Origin of the sequence: Streptomyces ortus (assembly GCF_026341275.1) — a bacterium.
Lineage (GTDB): Bacteria > Actinomycetota > Actinomycetes > Streptomycetales > Streptomycetaceae > Streptomyces > Streptomyces ortus.
On record NZ_JAIFZO010000002.1, the window covers coordinates 8,396,191 to 8,413,565 of the forward strand.

The following is a 17,375-nucleotide window of genomic DNA, read 5'->3' on the forward strand; positions in this document are numbered from 1 at the left end:
GCGGGCGGGTCAGAAGTTGCCCAGGCCGCCGCAGACATTGAGGGCCTGCGCGGTGATGGAGGCGGCGGTGTCGGTGGCCAGGTAGCCGACCAGTCCGGCGACCTCCTCCGGCGTGGAGTAGCGGCCGAGCGGGATCTTGGCCTGGAACTTCTCCAGGATGGCGTCCTCGCTGGTGTCGTAGGCCGCCGCGTAGCCCTGCCGGACCCGCTGGGCCATGGGCGTCTCGACGTATCCCGGGCAGACCGCGTTGACGGTGATGCCGGTCGGCGCGAGCTCGTTGCCCAGCGCCTTCGTGAAGCCCACCACGCCGTGCTTGGACGCCGAGTAGGGGGCGCCCAGGACCACACCCTGCTTGCCGGCGGTCGAGGCGATGTTGATGATCCGGCCGCGGGACTTCTCGCGCATACCGCCGGTGGTGAGCACCTCGCGGGTCATCAGGAAGACACTGTTGAGGTTGGTGTCGATGACGTCGAACCACACGTCGTCGGCGATGTCGGCGGTGACTCCGCCGCCGCTCCGGCCCGCGTTGTTGACCAGCACGTCCACCGGTCCGAACTCGTCCACGACCGCCCGTACCAGCGCCTGGATCTCGTCCCGTGAACGGACGTCGCAGGCGGCGCCGCTCGCGGTGATGCCCTCCTCGCGCAACTGCTTGACCGTCGAGTCGACCTTCTGGGCGTCCCGGGCACAGATGAACACCCGGTGTCCGGACCCGCCCAGGGCCCGTGCGGCGGCCAGCCCGATTCCGCTGGTGGCCCCGGAGATCAGGGCGACCCGCTCGCCTTGCTGTGACATGTGCTCCCCTTCGTGGATCGGTGGATCGGTGGATCGGTGGCGCGGTCCGGCGAGGCGGGACCGCATGTGGTGGCTGCGCCGCTCAGGTCGTACTGGGCGCCACGAGCTGCTCGTTGACGAGCCGGAGCAGGGTGCGCGGGGTGTCGGTGATGCCCATCGCGTCGTCGTCGAGGCTGATCCCGAACTCGCGCTCGATGCTGCCGCAGGTCTCCAGCAGGGCCAGCGACTCGTAACCGAGGCTGTCGAAGGCGACGTCGAGGATGTCGGCCCCGGGGCCGACCCCCTCGGGGACACCGGCGGACGTGTGCAGGATCCGCTTGAGATCGTCGATCGTGAACTCGTGCTTGCTCATCGTGTGGGTCACTCCCTGTCGTATGGGGCGTCCGTCGCGGGGGCTGCGGCCGGGCTCAGCCGGCCCGTCGTACGACGACGGCCGAGTTGAATCCGCCGTGGCCGCGGGCCACGACCAGAGCGGTGTGGACGTCCGCCGAGCGGGGCCGGTCGGTCACCAGGTCGAGTTCGTAGCTCTCGTCCGGTGTCACGTTGACCGTCGGCGGGATGGTGCGGTCGCGGATGGCCAGCAGGGCCGCCACGACGTCCAGCGGCGCGGCCCCCGAATGCAGTCGGCCGGTCATCGTCTTGGGCGCGGTCACCGGCACCCCGCCGCGGCCGAAGACCGCCCTGAGGGCGTCCGCCTCGACGCGGTCGAGCTCGGGCTGGGCCGCCGCGTCCGCGAAGACGACGTCGATGTCGTCCGGCGCCAACCGGGCGTCGTCCAGAGCCAGTTCGATGGCCCGGCGCAGACCGGGCGGGCGGCCGGTGGCGGGCGCCGGGTCGAACGTGGCCGCGTACCCGGCCAGTTCGCCGTACACGCGCGCCCCGCGCAGGCGGGCCGCCTCGGCGTCCTCCAGGACGACGATCGCGCCGCCCTCGCCCGGTACGTGCCCGGCCGCCGCCGTGTCGAAGGGCAGGTAGGCCCGCTCCGGGTCGTCCGAGGTGCTCAGCCTGCCGCCCGCCAGCTGGGCGACCCAGCCCCACGAGCAGATGGAGGCGTCCACCCCGCCGGAGACGATGACACGGGAACCCTTGCGGATCTGCCGCCGCGCCTGGGCGAGGGCGTCGAGGCCGCCCGCCTGGTCACTGACGACCACCCCGCTCGGCCCACGCATCCCGTGCCGGATGGAGATCTGGCCGGTGTTGACCGCGTAGAACCAGGCGAAGGACTGGTACGCGCTGACGTGCGCGCCGCCCTTGCTCCACAGGTTGCGCAGCTCGCGCTCGCCGAACTCGAACCCGCCGGACGAACTCGCGGTGATGACACCCGCGTCGAACTCCGGCAGTTCGTCCGGCTTGATGCCCGCGTCCTCCAGCGCCCAGTCCGCCGCCAGCAGCGCCAGCCGCGTCATGTGGTCGGTCTGGGCGATCAGCCGGCTCGGCAGGTGCTCCTCCGCCACGAACCCGGGTACCTCGCCCGCCAGCCGGGACGGGTAGCTGTCCGGGGTGAAACGGGTGACGGGGCCGATACCGCTGCGCCCCTCGCAGGTCGCCGTCCAGTAGTCCTCGACGCCCAGCCCGTTGGGGGCCGTGATGCCCACTCCGGTGACCACCGCTGCGTGTGTCACGCCATGCTCCTTTCCGCCTGTGCGGTCGGCTGTCAGCCGCGGTCGGCCGTGGTCAGGACCATGGCGCTCTGGAATCCGCCGAATCCGCTGCCGACGGTCAGGACGGTGTCGGTGCGCCACTCGCGGGCGGTCAGCGGCACGTAGTCCAGGTCGCACTCGGGGTCCGGGGTGTGCAGGTTGGCGGTCGGCGGCACCAGGTCGTTCTCGATGGCGAGGGCCGACGCCGCGATCTCTATGGAGCCGATCGCGCCCAGCGAGTGGCCGACCATGGACTTGATGGAGCTGACCGGCACGCGCCGGGCATGCTCGCCGAGGCTCCGCTTGAACGCGGCGGTCTCGTGCCGGTCGTTCTGCTTGGTGCCGGAGCCGTGCGCGTTGATGTAGTGGATGTCCTCGGGGTTGAGCCGGGACTCGTGCAGGGCCATCCGGATCGCCTCGGCCATCTCGCGGCCGTCCGGCCGCAGCCCGGTCATGTGGAAGGCGTTGCACCGCGAGGCGTAGCCGGCGATCTCGGCGTACACGTGGGCGCCGCGCTTGAGGGCGGCCTCCCGCTCCTCCAGCACGAAGACGGCGGATCCCTCACCGAGGACGAATCCGTTACGGGTCCCGTCGAAGGGCCGGGACGCGTGCTCGGGGTCGTCGTTGCGTGACGTGGTGGCCTTGATGGCGTCGAAGCACGCCACGGTGATGGGGGAGATCGGGGCGTCGGTGGCTCCCGCGATCATCACGTCGACCGAGCCCTCCCGGATCAGGTCGACCGCGTGGCCGACCGCGTCCAGACCGGAGGTGCAGCCCGTGGAGACCACCGTGGACGGTCCCTCGGCGCCGACCGCCCACGCCACCTCGGCGGCGAACGAGCTGGGCACGAAGTGGTTGTAGAGGTGGGGGACGGCGTAGTTGTGGTCGACGGGGTCGAGCCGGCCGCCGTCGCTGACCACGTTGTACTCCTGGTCGAGGCTCATGGTGGCGCCGACCGCGCTGCCGATGGTGACACCGGTGCGGCACGGGTCGAGGTCGGTGATCTCCAGCCCGCTGTCGGCCAGTGCCTCGCGGGTGGCGACGGTGACGAACTGGGCGGCCCGGTCCATGCGTCTGATCTCCTGCGGAGTCAGACCGTGGGCCTCGGGCGAGAAGTCGATCTCGGCGGCGACCCGGGAGCGGAACTGCGACGGGTCGAAGAACGTGATGCCGCGGGTCGCGGTGCGGCCCTCGCTCAGCAGGCTCCAGAAGTCCTTGACGCCGACTCCGCCCGGAGCCAGGACCCCTATGCCGGTGATGACTATGCGACGGCCCATGGGACGTGACCTCCGTTTCCCACCTCGTCGGGTGTTCGGTTCGCCGGTTCGGACGGTGCGGCGGCTGCCGCGGGCGTACTCATACGGCCGAGTCCCAGTGGTAGAACCGGGTGGCCATCGCGTCGGCCGGGGAGCGCCAGGTCGCCGGGTCGTAGGCGTTGATGAACGGCTTCAGGTCCTCGCTGATCCCCACGAAGGCGGGGTGGTGCCTGGCCTCCTGGATGGCGGCGCCGCCGTCGTCGGTGTCGAAGTCCTGGAGGTGGAAGTACAGGCCGCGGTAGGAGAAGAGCTGCCGCCGCCGGGTGCCCATCAGGTGCGGCATCTCGGTGGTGTCGAACTCACCGAACAACCGGGCCACGTCGCCGCTGGAACCGGGTTCCATCCGGGCGACGATCAGGGTGCTGTGCATGAAGTGCGTCTCCTTTGCCTGCGCTTCGGCCGGGGCACGGTGGCCCACCGCCAATTCCTCGGGTGGTGTCTCAGGCGGGGCCGAACCAGCGCTCCAGGACGGGCGCGAGGTCCTCCGGGCGGGTCGCCGTCCACGCCACGTGGCCGTCCGGGCGGACCAGCAGGGCGGTCGTGCCGTCCAGCGGGCCGGGCTCGTGCGGCGCGGCGGTGACGACGTCCACCCGGTCCGCCCAGGGCGCCGCCGCCTCGCGCAGCGGAGCGTCGTCCGCCAGGTCGAGCAGCACGCCTCGCGCGCAGTGCAGCAGCTCCGTGGTGCTCGTCTTGGCGTCGCCGCCCACCAGTTCCACGTGCGGCAGCCGGCGGCCGAGCAGCGGGTGGTCGCCCGGACCGACGTCGTAGCGGATCTCCAGACCGCTCACCATGCGGGCCAGGTGCAGGGTGACGTCCGGGTAGGCGGTCAGCTCGCGCAGTACGTCACGCAGCGGCTGCATCTCCGAGCCGCTCAGGAACAGCAGCCCCTGGGCCCGGGTGTTCATCATCAGGCGCTCGCCGACCGGGTGGCGCTCCGCGTGGTAGGTGTCGAGCAGTGACTGCGGGGCGGTGCCGCGCACCACCGCGGCGAGCTTCCAGCCGAGGTTCACCGAGTCCTGGAGGCTGGTGTTCATCCCCTGGCCGCCGGCCGGCAGATGGATGTGGGCGGAGTCGCCTGCCAGCAGCACCCGGCCCCTGCGGTACTCGGTGACCTGCCGGGTGGCGTTCCCGAAGGAGCTGATCCAGACCGGCTCCCCGTGGGAGATGTCCTCGCCGGTGAGCCGCTGCCAGGCCGCCGCGACGTCGGTGTAGGGGACGCCCTCGGTGCGCTTCTTCGGCGGGGTGCCGCTCTCGCACACGATGAGGCGGGTGATGCCGCCGTCGAGGTGACCGACCATCACCATGCCGCCGGGCAGCGTCTCGCCGATCATGCGCTGCCGCAGGTCGAGGCCGCGCACGTCGGCCAGGTACATCTCCAGGGTGGCGGCGGTGCCGGGGAAGTCGAAGCCGGCCATCTTGCGGACGGTGCTGCGTCCGCCGTCACAGCCGACCAGGTAGGAGGCGCTCAGCGACAGCGTCCCGCCGGGACCGCGGACCTCCGCCTCGACGTGGTCCGCGTGTTCGGTGAACGAGACCAGCTCGTGCCCGCGCCTGAGGTCGGCGCCCAGCTCGACGGCCCACTCCTCCAGCACGCCCTCGGTGCGCGACTGGGGGATCGTCTTGTTGGGAAGGTGCGCGCCGTCGAGAACGGACAGGTCCAGCGGTACGCCGCCGAAGTGGCCCTGTGCGCTGGTCTCCAGGTCGCCGAAGCGGGGCAGCAGCCCTCGCTGGTCGAACACCTCCATGGTGCGTGTGGTGAAGCCCAGTCCGCGGGACTCACCGGTGGACTCCGGAAGCCGTTCGAGCACCGTCACCCCGATGCCGGCCAGGCGCAGCTCACCCGCCAGCATGAGCCCTGCCGGACCGGCCCCTACAACTATCACCTCGGTGTCCATGAACCCCTCCTCGACCGAACTGCTGGGTGCTGCCTTCGGCATCGTGAAACCGTGGATCGCCTCATCGCTGAAACTCGGGAGACACCGGTCCGGACACACCGATTCCGCAGGCGAACCTGCGTCGATAAAGCGGGTGGAGAATGCCGGTCCGTTTCAGGGATCGCTGCGATGAGTGGTCCGTCGCAAAAGGGCGATCGGTTGTCTTTCCGTGGCCGTCGACGGGAATCCGCCAGGCGGTGCCCTTAGCTTTGTTGTTCGACGGAGGAAGGGTCAAGGGCCTTCTTCTAAGCCAGGATGAAGTTTTCGCTAGGCATGGCCGGGTGGTCGATATCGCCCGATGTGTCGTTCTGGTGACGAACATGGGCTTAGTGCCCTGATTGTCGGTCCGCGGCTGCCGGGTGTCGAGGTGGTCGCGGTCGTACGGCTCTCCGGCAGTCGACGCTCCGTCCCATGTGCAGGGCTTCGCCGGGAGCCTGTCCCATGACGGACGCATATGGCCGACATCGGTCGGCGCGCCGGTTCGCATTTCGCCTGCCCGCCCTCTGTAATTGCCAGGTGAATCGGCATCCAAGGCGCCGATTGTGCGGTGCCGGAGTGATTGGCATTACGTGTCGCATTCGCCCCGTTGCCAATCAGGACGTTTCCGGCAGGTGACGGTCGGGTGAGGGTACGGTGCCCGACATTGCACTTTTCGGCAAAGCCCGCTGGTGCACGTTACGGCAGTGTAAAATTTCTCGGCGGCTCTGCTCTGCTGGGCTAAGGTCGGCCACGGTTGCTGAAATTCGCATGGGTCTTTGGGGGGAACATGATGAATCGCAGGTTGCGGCGGCGATGCCGCAATCTCTTACGCGACCTCGAAGTCGGGTATCCGCTCGATGTGCACGACTTATGTGCCCGCCTGAGCGTCCGCCGGAATCGCGAAATTCGGTTGATCCCGTATCCACTGGAGTCGCCAGGGCCCTTGGGCGTCTGCGTCGCGACCGAGACGGCCGACGTGATTTTCTATCAGCAGGACACCACCCGTCCGCATCAGGACCACATCATTCTCCACGAGGTGGGCCACATTCTGGTCGGACATCTGGCGGTCCCCGCGGCCGGACCCCCCGGTGACGGACCCGGGGCCGGCGCGGAGCACGTGCGCATGCGGACGGTCTACGACTCCGAGCAGGAGCTGGAGGCCGAACTGATCGCCACGATCATCCTGGAGCGGTCCGCCATGCACGGCGCCTGCCGGGGCATGGACAGCACCGCCGTGGCGGAGGACCCCGTGCTGGAACGCATGGGGCAGGCCCTCAGGAGCCGGACCTCCTGGCTGTGACCACACGTGCTACGGGGTGAGCAGTGCACATCAAGATCTTCATCTGCACCTACATCGACGTCATGGTCTGTCTGTGCGCGGCGATCCGGATGATCCACGTCCGGCGGGCCCCCGGCGACCTGCCGCTCAAGGCCATCGCCAGATGCACCGTCTGCATCGCGCTGGCGCTGGTGCTCTTCCATCCCAACGTCTACGCCTGGTTGCTGACCGCGACCAGGGGTGTCAACGTGCTGGTGACGAGCGTGGTCTGCATGACCGCGGCCTTCTGGCTCCTGAGGTTCTTCCACCTCTCGGCCGCGGGACCCGAGGAGGACCGCTCCCAGACGGCCTCGGTGCTGTGCCTGCTGCTGTTCGCGTCGGCGGCCACCGCGGTGTGGGCGGCCTCACCGGAGGCGCTGCGCGCAGCGCCCCCCGAGTGGCTGAACCGCAACGACGGCAGCGCGGCCGCGTTCGTCCTGGTCGTGTCCGGCTACGTCGGGGGTGTCGCCGCCATGGTGATGCGCTGGTCCCTGGTGTACTCCGTGGTCACCATCCGCCGAAACCTGCGCATGGCGCTGCGCATCCTCTCGGTCGCGCTGGTCGCCGAGTTGTGCGCCTGTGTCTTCAAAGTCCTCTCCCTGGCGGCCCAGTTCGCGTTCGGCGTGGACTCGGAGGTACTGAACGGCGTCTGGTACGTGACCACCCTGTTCGGCGTCTGGACGCTGGTCGCCGGGGTGACCCACCCGGTCACGGTCGAGGTCGCCGGCCGTATCGCGTCCGTGTTCGCGCGGCGTGCCGTGTTCCGTGAACTCGGCCCGCTCTGGCGCGCCCTGCACGACGCCTTCCCCGAACTGGCCCTGCCGCGCGGCTCCGAGTGGTGGTGGACCCGCGTTTCCTGCGTCCGGCCCTGGCGGGCCCGCGCCTACTACCGGCGGGTCATCGAGATCCGGGACGGCCTGGTGCGCCTCACGCCCTACTGCGCCCTGGGCGTCGAGCGCGCCGCGCGGGCCGCGGGGGAGGCGAAGGGCCTGACGGGCCGCGAGCTCGACCTGCACGCGGGGGCCGCGGTGGTGGCCGCCGCGCTGGTCCGCAGAGCCCGGGAGGCGCCGGTCGACGAGCGGTGTGCCGTCCCGGACGGCGGCGGCCACGACCTGGATTCGGACGCGCGCTGGCTGGTGGGCCTGTCCAGGGCGTTGACAACGATCGAGGCTTCCGGCAATGTCCCCGCGGACCGAACGGACCCGTATGCCGAGCCGGCCGGGTCCGTACGGGACTGACACCGCGCGCCGGGCGATGCGGCGGCGGGCGGGGGCGCCCACCGCGGTCCCCGCTCTTCGCTCGCGTTACCGCGCCATGACCCCGCGCGCCGTACACGCCGGGGCCGGGCGGCGTCCGCAACGGAGCGGGAAGCCGGTGTCTGCCCTGGAGTTTCTCCTGTAAAGTCTGTGGGCGCATGACTTCGACCACGCACGGAAGGGAGCGTCCGGTGGTGGGTGGCGAGAGCGGGGCCGTGAACCGGTATCAGCCCGCCGGGGACTTCACCCAGTGCCTGAACGATCTCTTTGCGTCCGTGACGTACCAGAGTGACGACGGCCGTACGCGGTCGTACTCCACGCCGTACGTGGCCCGGAAGATCACCGAGGATCCCTCCCACGAGACGACGGTCTCCCGCGTCTACCTGGCCGGGCTGCGCTCCGGGCGCAACACCAACCCGACCATCGCGGTGGTCAAGGCCGTCGCCAAGTTCTTCGACGAGCGCCGCGCGCCGGACATGCCGCCCATCACGGCCGCCTACCTGCTCGGTGTCGAAGAGGTCGAAGAAGTCGAAGAGCTGGAGCGGAAGCTCACCGACCGTCAGGTGCGCACCATCGCGATGCGGGCCGGCGAGATGACCCCCGCGATGCGCCGTCAGCTTCTGCGGATGCTCGACGCGCTCGACGAGCAGGCTCTCCCCGCCGCGGCGGACCGGGACTGACGCCTGCCGCGTCCCACCGCGGGCAACGGCGAACGGTCGCCGCGAACAAGAACTATCGCGAACCGGCCACCCACCACCGGCTATCAGCCGCTCCTGTGCTGCCAGTTGCCGATCTCTGCCGTCAACACCCCATATGTGCCGCCCTGTTGTCCGGCACGTGGGCGCCGTGTGTGGCCTTCGCGGCCGTAGGTAAAGTATAGTTTACGCGCAGGCCGGGCGTTGAATGCCGTGCGCCTTCCTGAACCACAGCCTCACACACCGCTACCACCGGAGCCGTCCTGTCCTGACCGGACGGCGGATTGGGCATGGGTCACTGAGCACCATGAGTGGAATCCTCGCAGGCAAGCGCATCCTGGTCACCGGCGTCCTGACCGACTTCTCCATCGCCTTCCATGTGGCGCGCCTCGCCCAGGAGGAGGGCGCCGAAGTCGTCGTGACCGGCTTCGGGCACCTCCCGGTCGTCCAACGGGCGGCCAACCGGCTGCCGAAGCCGGCCCCCGTCATCGAGCTGGACGTCCAGAACCAGCGGCACCTGGACGACCTCCCCGCCCGCGTCGCCGAGCACCTCGGTGAAGGCGTCGGCCTCGACGGGGTCGTCCACTCCATCGGCTTCGCCCCGCAGGACGCCCTCGGCGGCAACTTCCTCAACACGCCCTGGTCGTCGGTCGCCACGGCCGTCGAGATCTCGGCGTTCTCCCTGAAGTCCCTCACGACGGCCGTGCTGCCCCTCATGGAGCGGCGCGGCGGATCCGTCGTCGGCATGAGCCTCGACTCGCAGGTCACCTGGCCGATGTACGACTGGATGGGCGTCGCCAAGGCCGCCCTCGAATCGGCGTCGCGCTACCTCGCCCGTGAACTGGCCGACAAGGACATCCGCGTCAACCTCGTCTCCGCCGGCCCCATCAAGACGGTGGCCGCGCGCTCCATCCCCGGCTTCGCCCAACTCGTCAAGGTGTGGGACGAGCGCTCCCCGATGGAGTGGGACATCAACGACCCCGAGCCCGCGGCCCGGGGCGTGGTCGGCCTGCTGTCCGACTGGTTCCCGAAGACCACCGGCGAGGTCCTCCACGTCGACGGAGGACTGCACGCCATCGGCGGATAGCACCGCCGAGGCGCGCCGGCCGGACCACGGTCACCGCTCACCCACTGCACTCCAGAGGAGCGTCATGCAAGAGGGACCGGCAGCCCGTCGCGACACCGCGACATGGGCGTTGATCATCGCGAGTGCGGCGGGCTTCATGGCCGCACTCGACAACCTTGTCGTCACCACCGCCCTGCCCTCGATCCGTGCGGACCTGGGCGGCGGACTCGGCGATCTGGAGTGGACGGTGAGTGCCTACACGCTCACCTTCGCCGTGCTCCTGATGCTGGGCGCGGCCCTCGGTGACCGGTTCGGGCGCCGACTGCTCTTCGCCGTCGGCCTCGGCATCTTCACCGTCGCCTCCGCCGGTGCGGCGCTGGCTCCCGGTATGGAGGCACTCATCGCGGCGCGGGCCGTGCAGGGCCTCGGCGCGGCGATCATGATGCCGCTCACGCTCACCCTGCTGTCCGCCGCCGTCGCGCCGGAGCGGCGGGGATTCGCCTTCGGCGTGTGGGGCGCGGTCAACGGCCTCGCCGTGGCGGCCGGCCCGCTGATCGGCGGCACCCTCACCGAACACATCTCCTGGCAGTGGATCTTCTGGATCAACGTCCCGCTGGGAGCCGTACTCCTTCCGCTGGCCGTACTGCGGCTGAACGAGAGCCGCGGACCCTACCCACGGCTCGACCTGCTCGGCACCGCCTTCGTCAGCCTCGGCATGTTCGGCATCGTCTACGCCCTCATCCGCGGCAACAGCGACGGCTGGTCCAGCGCCGCCGTCCTGGCCGGGCTGATCGGCGGCACGGCCCTGATCGCCGTGTTCATCGCCTACGAGAGGCGGACGGCGAACCCGATGCTGCCGATGCGCCTCTTCCGCAGCCGCGCCTTCAGTGCCGTGAACGCCGCGAGCCTGTTCATGTTCGTGGGCATGTTCGGGTCCATCTTCCTGCTCAGCCAGTTCCTCCAGGACGTCGGCGGCTACTCGCCGATGGAGGCCGGGGTGCGGATGCTGCCGTGGACCGCCATGCCGATGATCGCCGCGCCGATCGCCGGCGCTCTCTCCGACCGCTTCGGCGGACAACCCGTCGTGGTCACGGGACTGGTGTTCCAGGCCACCGGCGTCGCACTCCTCGCCCTGGTCGTCTCCACCGACGTGTCGTACCCGCAACTCGTACCGTCCCTCGTGATCAGCGGCCTCGGCATGGGCTTCTTCTTCGCCCCGACGGCCAACCTCGTCATGAGCAGCGTCCGCCCCGAGGAACAGGGCATCGCCTCCGGCGCCAACAACGCGCTGCGCGAGGTCGGTGGAGCACTGGGCGTCGCCACGATGTCGGCCGTCTTCTCCGCCCAGGGCGGCTATCTCTCCGCCCAGCAGTTCGTGGACGGACTCACCCCCGCGCTGTGGGTCGGCACCCTGGCCGTCCTGCTCGCCGCCGTGGCAGCCGCGCTGGTACCCCGTCAGACGGGACGCATCCGCGAGAAGGGCGCCGAGCGCCCGGACCCCGTCACGGCCTGACGGCCCCCTCGTTCTCTCCCGCCCCCGGAGACCCCGGTGCCCCCTGCGAACCCCCAGGGATTCCCGCCGACACGTCCGGGGCGGGGTGCCCGACGGAGCCGGTGGCACCCCCGTACGCCGGCTTCCACTTCCGACAGTGCAGAGGAGCGCAATATGGCCATTCACGGCAACGCGGTGCAGTTCAGGCCCGACGTGGGTACGTACGTCATCGACCCCGCGCAGTCGTCCGTCCGCTTCCGTATCCGCAACTTCTTCGGACTGGTCGTCGTCCGCGGCACCTTCGCCGTCGCGCGGGGCGAAGTCGTGGTGGCCGACCCCGTGGAGTCCTCGACCGTCGAGGCGGTCATCTCCGCGGCGAGCATAGACACCGGCAACGACAAGCGGGACACCCATGTCCGCGAGGCCGGGTTCCTCGATGTCGCCACCCACGCCGAGATGCACTTCCGCGGCGAGCGCGTGGAGGCCGGTGACGAGGCCCATCTGCTGCACGGGCGCCTCACGGTGCGCGGGATCGGCAAACCGGCCGCCCTGACGCTCGACACCGTCTCGGGCGACGAACGGCGACTGGTGGTCCACGCGGTCACCACCGTCGACCGGTACGCCTTCGGTGTCACCAAGGGGAAGGGCTCCATGGGCCGCCACCTCACCCTGGACATCGACGTGGTCGCCGAGCGCCGCTGACCGCGGCGAGCCCGCTCGTCGACCCCGTCGGCCGACGACTTCGCGGAATCTTAGAAAAAAGTTCCTTGCCCCTCGGATTCCCGGACTGTGAAACTGAAGCCAGAATTCCCGGGCAATAGCAGCGGCGAATTTCGGTCCTCACGCCGCGCGACCGAGGGGCCCCGACGGGACCCGATGGGAATCCAACGAAACCAGCGAAACCAACGAAAATGACGTAGTCAAGGAAAGGGAAAGGTTCATGGGAGCGGACAATACGGTTCTGGTCATCGGAGCCACCGGAAACGTGGGCCCCCTCGTCGTCCGTCAGCTGATCGACGAGGGCGTCACCACGCGTGCTCTGCTCCTGGCGGACGACCCCAAGGCGGGACGCCTGCCGGACGAGGGGTTCGAGGTCTTCCACGGCGACCTGGCCGACCCCGACAGCCTGCTGCCGGCCCTCGACGGAGTCGAGTCGGTCCTACTGATGTGGCCGTTCTTCACCCTGAACGTCGACACGGCGCCCGCGGTCCTGGAGCGCATCGCACGACAGGCCCGGCGCGTCGTCTTCGTCTCCTCGATCGGCGTGCACATCGGCTACGAGCACACGGACAACAACTGCCACGCCTACCTCGAGGAGCTGATCGAGAAGACCGGCCTGGAGTGGACCTTCCTGCAGACCACCGGTTTCGCGGCCAACGCCAGGCTCTCCTACGCCCAGCAGATGAAGGCCACCGGCATCGTGCGGTCCCCCTACGGCGCCGCCGCCCGCTCCTCCATCCATGAGGGAGACGTCGCCGCGGTCGCGGTGCGGGCCCTGCGGAGCAGCGAACTCGCCGGCCGGCGCCTGGTCATCACCGGCCCCGAGGTCCTCACCCAGATCGAACAGGTGAAGATCATCGGCGAGATCATCGGGACCGAGCCGACCTGGCAGGACGTACCGGCCGAGGCCGCGCTGAAGGCCATGGTGTCCGCGGGCTGGCCGCCCGCCTACGCCAGCGGCGCCCTTGAGTACTTCGAGATGCTCACCAAGGAGCCCGAGCTGATCACCACGACCGTCCAGGACGTCCTCGGCCGTCCGCCCCGCACCTTCCGCGAGTGGGCGGTGGAGTTCGCCGATGACTTCCGCTGACGGGACGCGGGAGGGGTTCCGCACCTTCCTCATCCTGCGCACGCACGGGGCGGGAGCGGCCCAGGAGGCCGTGCAGGTGCTGGCGGAACAGTCCGCGGATCCGGGTCGCCTCGGCGGCTTCCTCTCCTCCCGGATCCACCTCGGCCTCGACGGGGACGTCGTCGTGCACTGCGTCGCCTGGCGCGACGAGACGAGTGCCCGCAACGGCTACCCCGCCCGCGTCGGAGAGGCGCTGCTGGACCGGCTCGGCCGGGAGGCCCTGCTGCGCACGGACCTGGTCGGCGGCACACCGGAACCGGGCGTACGGGGCCCGTCGGCGGACAGCCCGCCCGGTCTGGTCTGCGTCGCGGTCCGGCACGTCGCCGACCGGGAGGCCGCCAGGGCCATGGCGGACCTGCTGCGCCGCAGCGGCGACTGGAAGAAGGACTTCCCCGGGTTCGTCTCGGCGACGCCGTACATCAGCCCCGACGGCCGGACCTACGTCAACTACCCGCAGTGGACGGACCGCGACGCGTTCGACGCGTACATGGCCGACCGGCGCAACGCGGACGGGCAGCAGGACATCAGCGCCCTGGAGGTCGCACCGCCGGACCTGTTCCTGTGCACCCTGGTCGCCGAGACCGTCGCGGCCGGATGACGGAATGAGGGGAGCGGCCCCTCTCCCGCGTGAGCGCCCCTCCCACCGGGCGCGGCCCTCCGCGTCCTTCGAGGTCCTGGCCCACCGCCGCACCCGTATTCGCCCGGAGGAAGAGACAGGCATGACAACGGACGCACAGTCCACCCGAAGCACCGGATCGCTGACCCAGGGACACCTCTCCCCGCTCGACCAGATCCGGCTGTTCGAGAAGAAGTACGACGCGGTGAGCACCGCCGTCGTCGACCGGCTGGAGCCCGCCCCCACATGGCGCTGCCTGGACCTCGGCGCCGGCGCCGGATCCATGTCGTACTGGCTGGCGGAGCGGGTCGGCGAGGGCACGGTGCTCGCACTGGACACCGACACGGGATACCTGGAACCCGACCGGGCGGACAACCTGAGCGTCCTTCAGGCGGACCTGACCACGGCGGAGTTCCCGGACGGCACGTTCGACCTGATCTTCGCCCGTGCCGTCCTGGAACATGTGCGGGAGCCGGAGAAGGTGCTCGGCCGCATCACCCGATGGCTGGCGCCGGGCGGCTGGCTGGTGGCGGAGGACTTCTACTACCTGCCCGCCGACCACGCCCCCACCCCCGTCGGTCGAGCCCTCGTCGGCGCCTATGTGCGCCGCATGGAGGCCCAGGGCGCCGACATGCGGTGGGCCAGGGGCCTGCCCGCCGCCCTCGGCCGGGCGGGCCTCACGGACGTCGAGTCCAGGGTGACCCCCGCCGGCCCCGGCCAGTCGCCGGCCGACGACGAGCTGATCGGCACCCGGCTGCGCCAGGAGGGCCACACCCTGGTGGAGAGCGGCCTGGTCACCGCCGAACAGCTCACCGACTTCCTCGACGCCCTCGGCACGCCCCGCGGCCAGGACATGACCACGCTGCTGGTCTCCGCGTGGGGACGCCGACCGCTGGAGGGCTGACCTGCGTCCGCATCGCGCCAGAATTCCATGACATCCGGTAGGGATCCGTGACATCCGGTAGGGAGAGGAAAAGCGCTGTGCCCTCCAGCCGCAACAATCCGGCGCCGCACCCAAGATCCTCGAATTCGCCGAACGGCGGCGAAGCCGAGGACGAAGACCGGGACGACTCCGTCCCGCGGTTCTTCGTCCTTCTCGGACCGGACTACGCGGGAAAGTCATCGGTGCTCACCGAATTGCGGCGCTCGGCCACACCCTGGCGGCTCGTCTCCCTCGACGACACCTTCCTGGCTCCGGAACACGCCCTCATCGCACGGCTGCGCCGGGACGTGGTGAAGGACGTCGCCCCGCACGAGACCCGCTGGTCCCCGGACTTCCTCGCCGCCATGGTGCACACGGCCGTCGTGCATCTGCGGGACCAGCTCCTGAACGGCGATCCGCGGACCCCCGCGGTCGTCGACTCCTACTACTACAAGTTCCTCGCGAAGTGCCGGCTGGCCGGCGTGCCCGACGAACCCCTGCTCACCTGGTGGCGGTCCTTCCCCCGGCCGGGCCGGGTCATCTACCTCGACGTCACCCCCGAGAGCGCCTGGAGCCGCTCGCGTGAGGGCGCCGACCTCAACCCCCTGGAGCACTACGGCCCGCGGCCCGGCCCGTACGGCTTCAAGCGCTACCAGACCGACCTCGACCGGCTCGTACGCGAGGAGATACGGGACCTGCCCGTGACCGTCCTCGCGGAGCAGAACGACGCCGCGCGGACGGCGGCCACCGTACGGGAGCTGATCACCGATGAACTCGGCTGACCAAGGGGCGGGCCCGGACCGCGCGGCGCGCTACACCGCGCGGGTCCACGCGGAACGGGCACAGCTGGTGTCCGCCCTCGACGACCTGCCCGGACACCAGCGCCACGTCCTCACCGACCTCCTGAGCTTCAACGCGGGGACCCACTACGGGACCGCGCACGGCTTCGGCCGTGTCCGCACCCTCGACGAGTACCGCCGGGCGGTGCCCATCCAGACGTACGCCGATCTGGAACCCTGGATCGAGCGGAGCGCGGCCGGTGAGGCGAACGTCCTGACCGCCGACCGGCCCGCGGTCTTCTTCACCAGCAGCGGAAGCACCGGCGCCCACAAGAAGATCCCGGTCACCCCACGCTTCATGCGTACCACCTTCTTCCCCTTCTACTACGCGGCCTGGGCACCGCTGCTCACCCACTTCCCCGAGGTGCTCCAGCGCCCGGACGCGGTGCTCAACCTCAAGCACGACCCGCTGTCCGCCCCACCCACCACCAGCTCCGGCAAACCCCATGTCGGCGCGTCCCAGGTGAACTTCGGGGACACCTTCGGCGAGCCCCTGTCCGCCGAGCCCGGCACCGTCGACACCGCCTGGGCGGAACTGCCCGTACCCGTCGACGCGCGCGACCACCTGGAGAAGGCGTACCTGCGGCTGCGCCTCGCGGTGACGGGCGACGTCCGCTGCGTCATCGGGATCAACCCCGCGATGGTCGCCGCCCTGCCCCACCAACTGCGCCTGTGGTGGCCGCGGATCGTCAAGGAGATCCGCGACGGCACCCTCGGCGGCCACCCGCACGGCAGTCCCGACCCGCTCCGGGCGGCCGAACTGGAAGCCCTCGCCGACCGGTTCGGGACCGTACGCCCCGCTCATGTGTGGCCCCGGCTAAGGGCCCTGTTCTGCTGGACCACCGGCCTCGCCACCCTCTATCTGCCCCGGCTGCGCGAGGAGTTCGGCGCCGGAGTCAGCGTGCTGCCCGCCCCGGTCGCGGCCTCCGAGGGCCCGGTTGCGGTCGCCCTGGACCGGCACGGCAGTGCGGGAAGCCCCGTTGCCACCGCCTGCGTGTACGAGTTCGTCGACGCGGACGACGACCTGACGCCCGACGCACCGACCCTTACGCCCCAGGACCTCGAAGCGGGACGCGACTACCACGTCGTCTTCAGCCACGTCGGAGGCCTCTACCGCTACGCCGTCGGCGATGTCGTCCGGGTCGTCGACCGGACCGGCGGAGTACCCCGCCTGGCCTACGCGGGCCGGGCCACCCGCAGCGACCACGCGGGGGAGCGGCTGCGCGACGCCCAGGTCACCCGGGCCCTGGCCGGCGCACTGGACGCGGGCGGACTCGAACTGCGCAACGTGGCCACCCGGGTGGACACCACCGACGGCACCGGCCGGTACGTGTTCGCGGTGTCCCCGGCGGGCAGCCCCTGGCACGACGACGAGACCGCCGCGTTCGGTGCGCGGCTCGACGAAGGACTGGCCCGCGAATCGGCGGGCTACCGCGCGGCCCGGGCCGACGGCCGGCTAGCCGCGCCCACCACGCTCAGGCTGCCCGCCGACGCCTTCCTGCGCGACTGGCAGGACACCGTCGCCGGCGGTGTCAGGCCAACCCAGGTCAAGGACCGGCTCTTCCGACAGGATCCGGCCCAGTGGGAGCGGCTCGTGGGCCGCGACGCGGTGGCACCGGGCCCACCGGCCCGGGAGGAGTCCTTATGACAAGGCCGAG

At 70.5% G+C, this 17,375-nt stretch carries 17 protein-coding genes; 11 read left to right on the forward strand and 6 right to left on the reverse strand.

Features of this window, described 5'->3' with window-relative positions; all coding sequences use genetic code 11:
- Positions 1 to 9: 9 nt before the first annotated feature.
- From fabG to K3769_RS39825, 6 genes are all read right to left on the reverse strand, one after another.
- Positions 10 to 795 carry a 3-oxoacyl-ACP reductase FabG gene (fabG, locus tag K3769_RS39800; RefSeq protein ID WP_267031074.1) on the reverse strand — a complete coding sequence of 262 codons (786 nt, stop codon included), beginning with the start codon at positions 793 to 795 and terminating at the stop codon, positions 10 to 12.
- An 82-nt stretch (positions 796 to 877) separates the two neighbouring features.
- Positions 878 to 1,147 (reverse strand): acyl carrier protein, encoded by a 270-nt coding sequence (locus tag K3769_RS39805; protein ID WP_267031075.1) that lies wholly within the window; start codon positions 1,145 to 1,147, stop codon positions 878 to 880.
- 55 nt (positions 1,148 to 1,202) lie between these two features.
- A complete protein-coding gene (locus K3769_RS39810; RefSeq protein ID WP_267031076.1) occupies positions 1,203 to 2,417 on the reverse strand; it encodes a ketosynthase chain-length factor in 1,215 nt (404 codons plus the stop codon).
- Between the two features lie 32 nt (positions 2,418 to 2,449).
- Positions 2,450 to 3,712 (reverse strand): beta-ketoacyl-[acyl-carrier-protein] synthase family protein, encoded by a 1,263-nt coding sequence (locus K3769_RS39815; RefSeq protein ID WP_267031077.1) that lies wholly within the window; start codon positions 3,710 to 3,712, stop codon positions 2,450 to 2,452.
- Positions 3,713 to 3,791: 79 nt separating this feature from the next.
- Positions 3,792 to 4,121, reverse strand: coding sequence for a TcmI family type II polyketide cyclase (locus K3769_RS39820; protein ID WP_267031078.1), 330 nt, complete (start codon positions 4,119 to 4,121; stop codon positions 3,792 to 3,794).
- 70 nt (positions 4,122 to 4,191) lie between these two features.
- On the reverse strand, positions 4,192 to 5,646 hold the full coding sequence (locus K3769_RS39825; RefSeq protein ID WP_267031749.1) for an FAD-dependent monooxygenase: 1,455 nt from the start codon (positions 5,644 to 5,646) through the stop codon (positions 4,192 to 4,194).
- Positions 5,647 to 6,640: 994 nt separating this feature from the next.
- Between K3769_RS39825 and K3769_RS39830 the strand changes: the two genes are divergently transcribed.
- The 11 genes from K3769_RS39830 (at position 6,641) to K3769_RS39880 (ending at position 17,365) form a co-directional block, all read left to right on the forward strand.
- The gene (locus K3769_RS39830; RefSeq protein WP_267031079.1) at positions 6,641 to 6,964 is read left to right on the forward strand and encodes a hypothetical protein; all 324 of its coding nucleotides are present in this window, start codon (positions 6,641 to 6,643) and stop codon (positions 6,962 to 6,964) included.
- A 23-nt stretch (positions 6,965 to 6,987) separates the two neighbouring features.
- Positions 6,988 to 8,220: an MAB_1171c family putative transporter gene (locus tag K3769_RS39835; protein ID WP_267031080.1), complete on the forward strand. Its 1,233-nt coding sequence runs from the start codon at positions 6,988 to 6,990 to the stop codon at positions 8,218 to 8,220.
- Positions 8,221 to 8,396: 176 nt separating this feature from the next.
- Positions 8,397 to 8,918: a hypothetical protein gene (locus K3769_RS39840; RefSeq protein WP_267031081.1), complete on the forward strand. Its 522-nt coding sequence runs from the start codon at positions 8,397 to 8,399 to the stop codon at positions 8,916 to 8,918.
- A 322-nt stretch (positions 8,919 to 9,240) separates the two neighbouring features.
- Positions 9,241 to 10,020, forward strand: coding sequence for an enoyl-ACP reductase FabI (gene fabI / locus K3769_RS39845; RefSeq protein WP_267031082.1), 780 nt, complete (start codon positions 9,241 to 9,243; stop codon positions 10,018 to 10,020).
- 64 nt (positions 10,021 to 10,084) lie between these two features.
- Entirely contained in the window at positions 10,085 to 11,512 is a 1,428-nt protein-coding gene (locus K3769_RS39850; protein ID WP_267031083.1) for a DHA2 family efflux MFS transporter permease subunit, read from the forward strand.
- 153 nt (positions 11,513 to 11,665) lie between these two features.
- Entirely contained in the window at positions 11,666 to 12,193 is a 528-nt protein-coding gene (locus K3769_RS39855) for a YceI family protein (protein ID WP_267031084.1), read from the forward strand.
- A gap of 238 nt (positions 12,194 to 12,431) precedes the next feature.
- The gene (locus K3769_RS39860) at positions 12,432 to 13,301 is read left to right on the forward strand and encodes an NmrA family NAD(P)-binding protein (protein WP_267031085.1); all 870 of its coding nucleotides are present in this window, start codon (positions 12,432 to 12,434) and stop codon (positions 13,299 to 13,301) included.
- Entirely contained in the window at positions 13,288 to 13,938 is a 651-nt protein-coding gene (locus tag K3769_RS39865) for a putative quinol monooxygenase (RefSeq protein WP_267031086.1), read from the forward strand. The genes K3769_RS39860 and K3769_RS39865 overlap by 14 nt, the downstream gene beginning before the upstream one ends.
- Before the next feature lie 121 nt (positions 13,939 to 14,059).
- A complete protein-coding gene (locus tag K3769_RS39870) occupies positions 14,060 to 14,860 on the forward strand; it encodes a class I SAM-dependent methyltransferase (protein WP_267031087.1) in 801 nt (266 codons plus the stop codon).
- A gap of 77 nt (positions 14,861 to 14,937) precedes the next feature.
- Positions 14,938 to 15,660, forward strand: a complete 723-nt coding sequence (locus K3769_RS39875; protein ID WP_267031088.1) for a hypothetical protein — start codon at positions 14,938 to 14,940, stop codon at positions 15,658 to 15,660.
- Positions 15,647 to 17,365: a GH3 family acyl-acid amido synthetase gene (locus tag K3769_RS39880; protein WP_267031089.1), complete on the forward strand. Its 1,719-nt coding sequence runs from the start codon at positions 15,647 to 15,649 to the stop codon at positions 17,363 to 17,365. The genes K3769_RS39875 and K3769_RS39880 overlap by 14 nt, the downstream gene beginning before the upstream one ends.
- Positions 17,366 to 17,375: the final 10 nt, after the last annotated feature.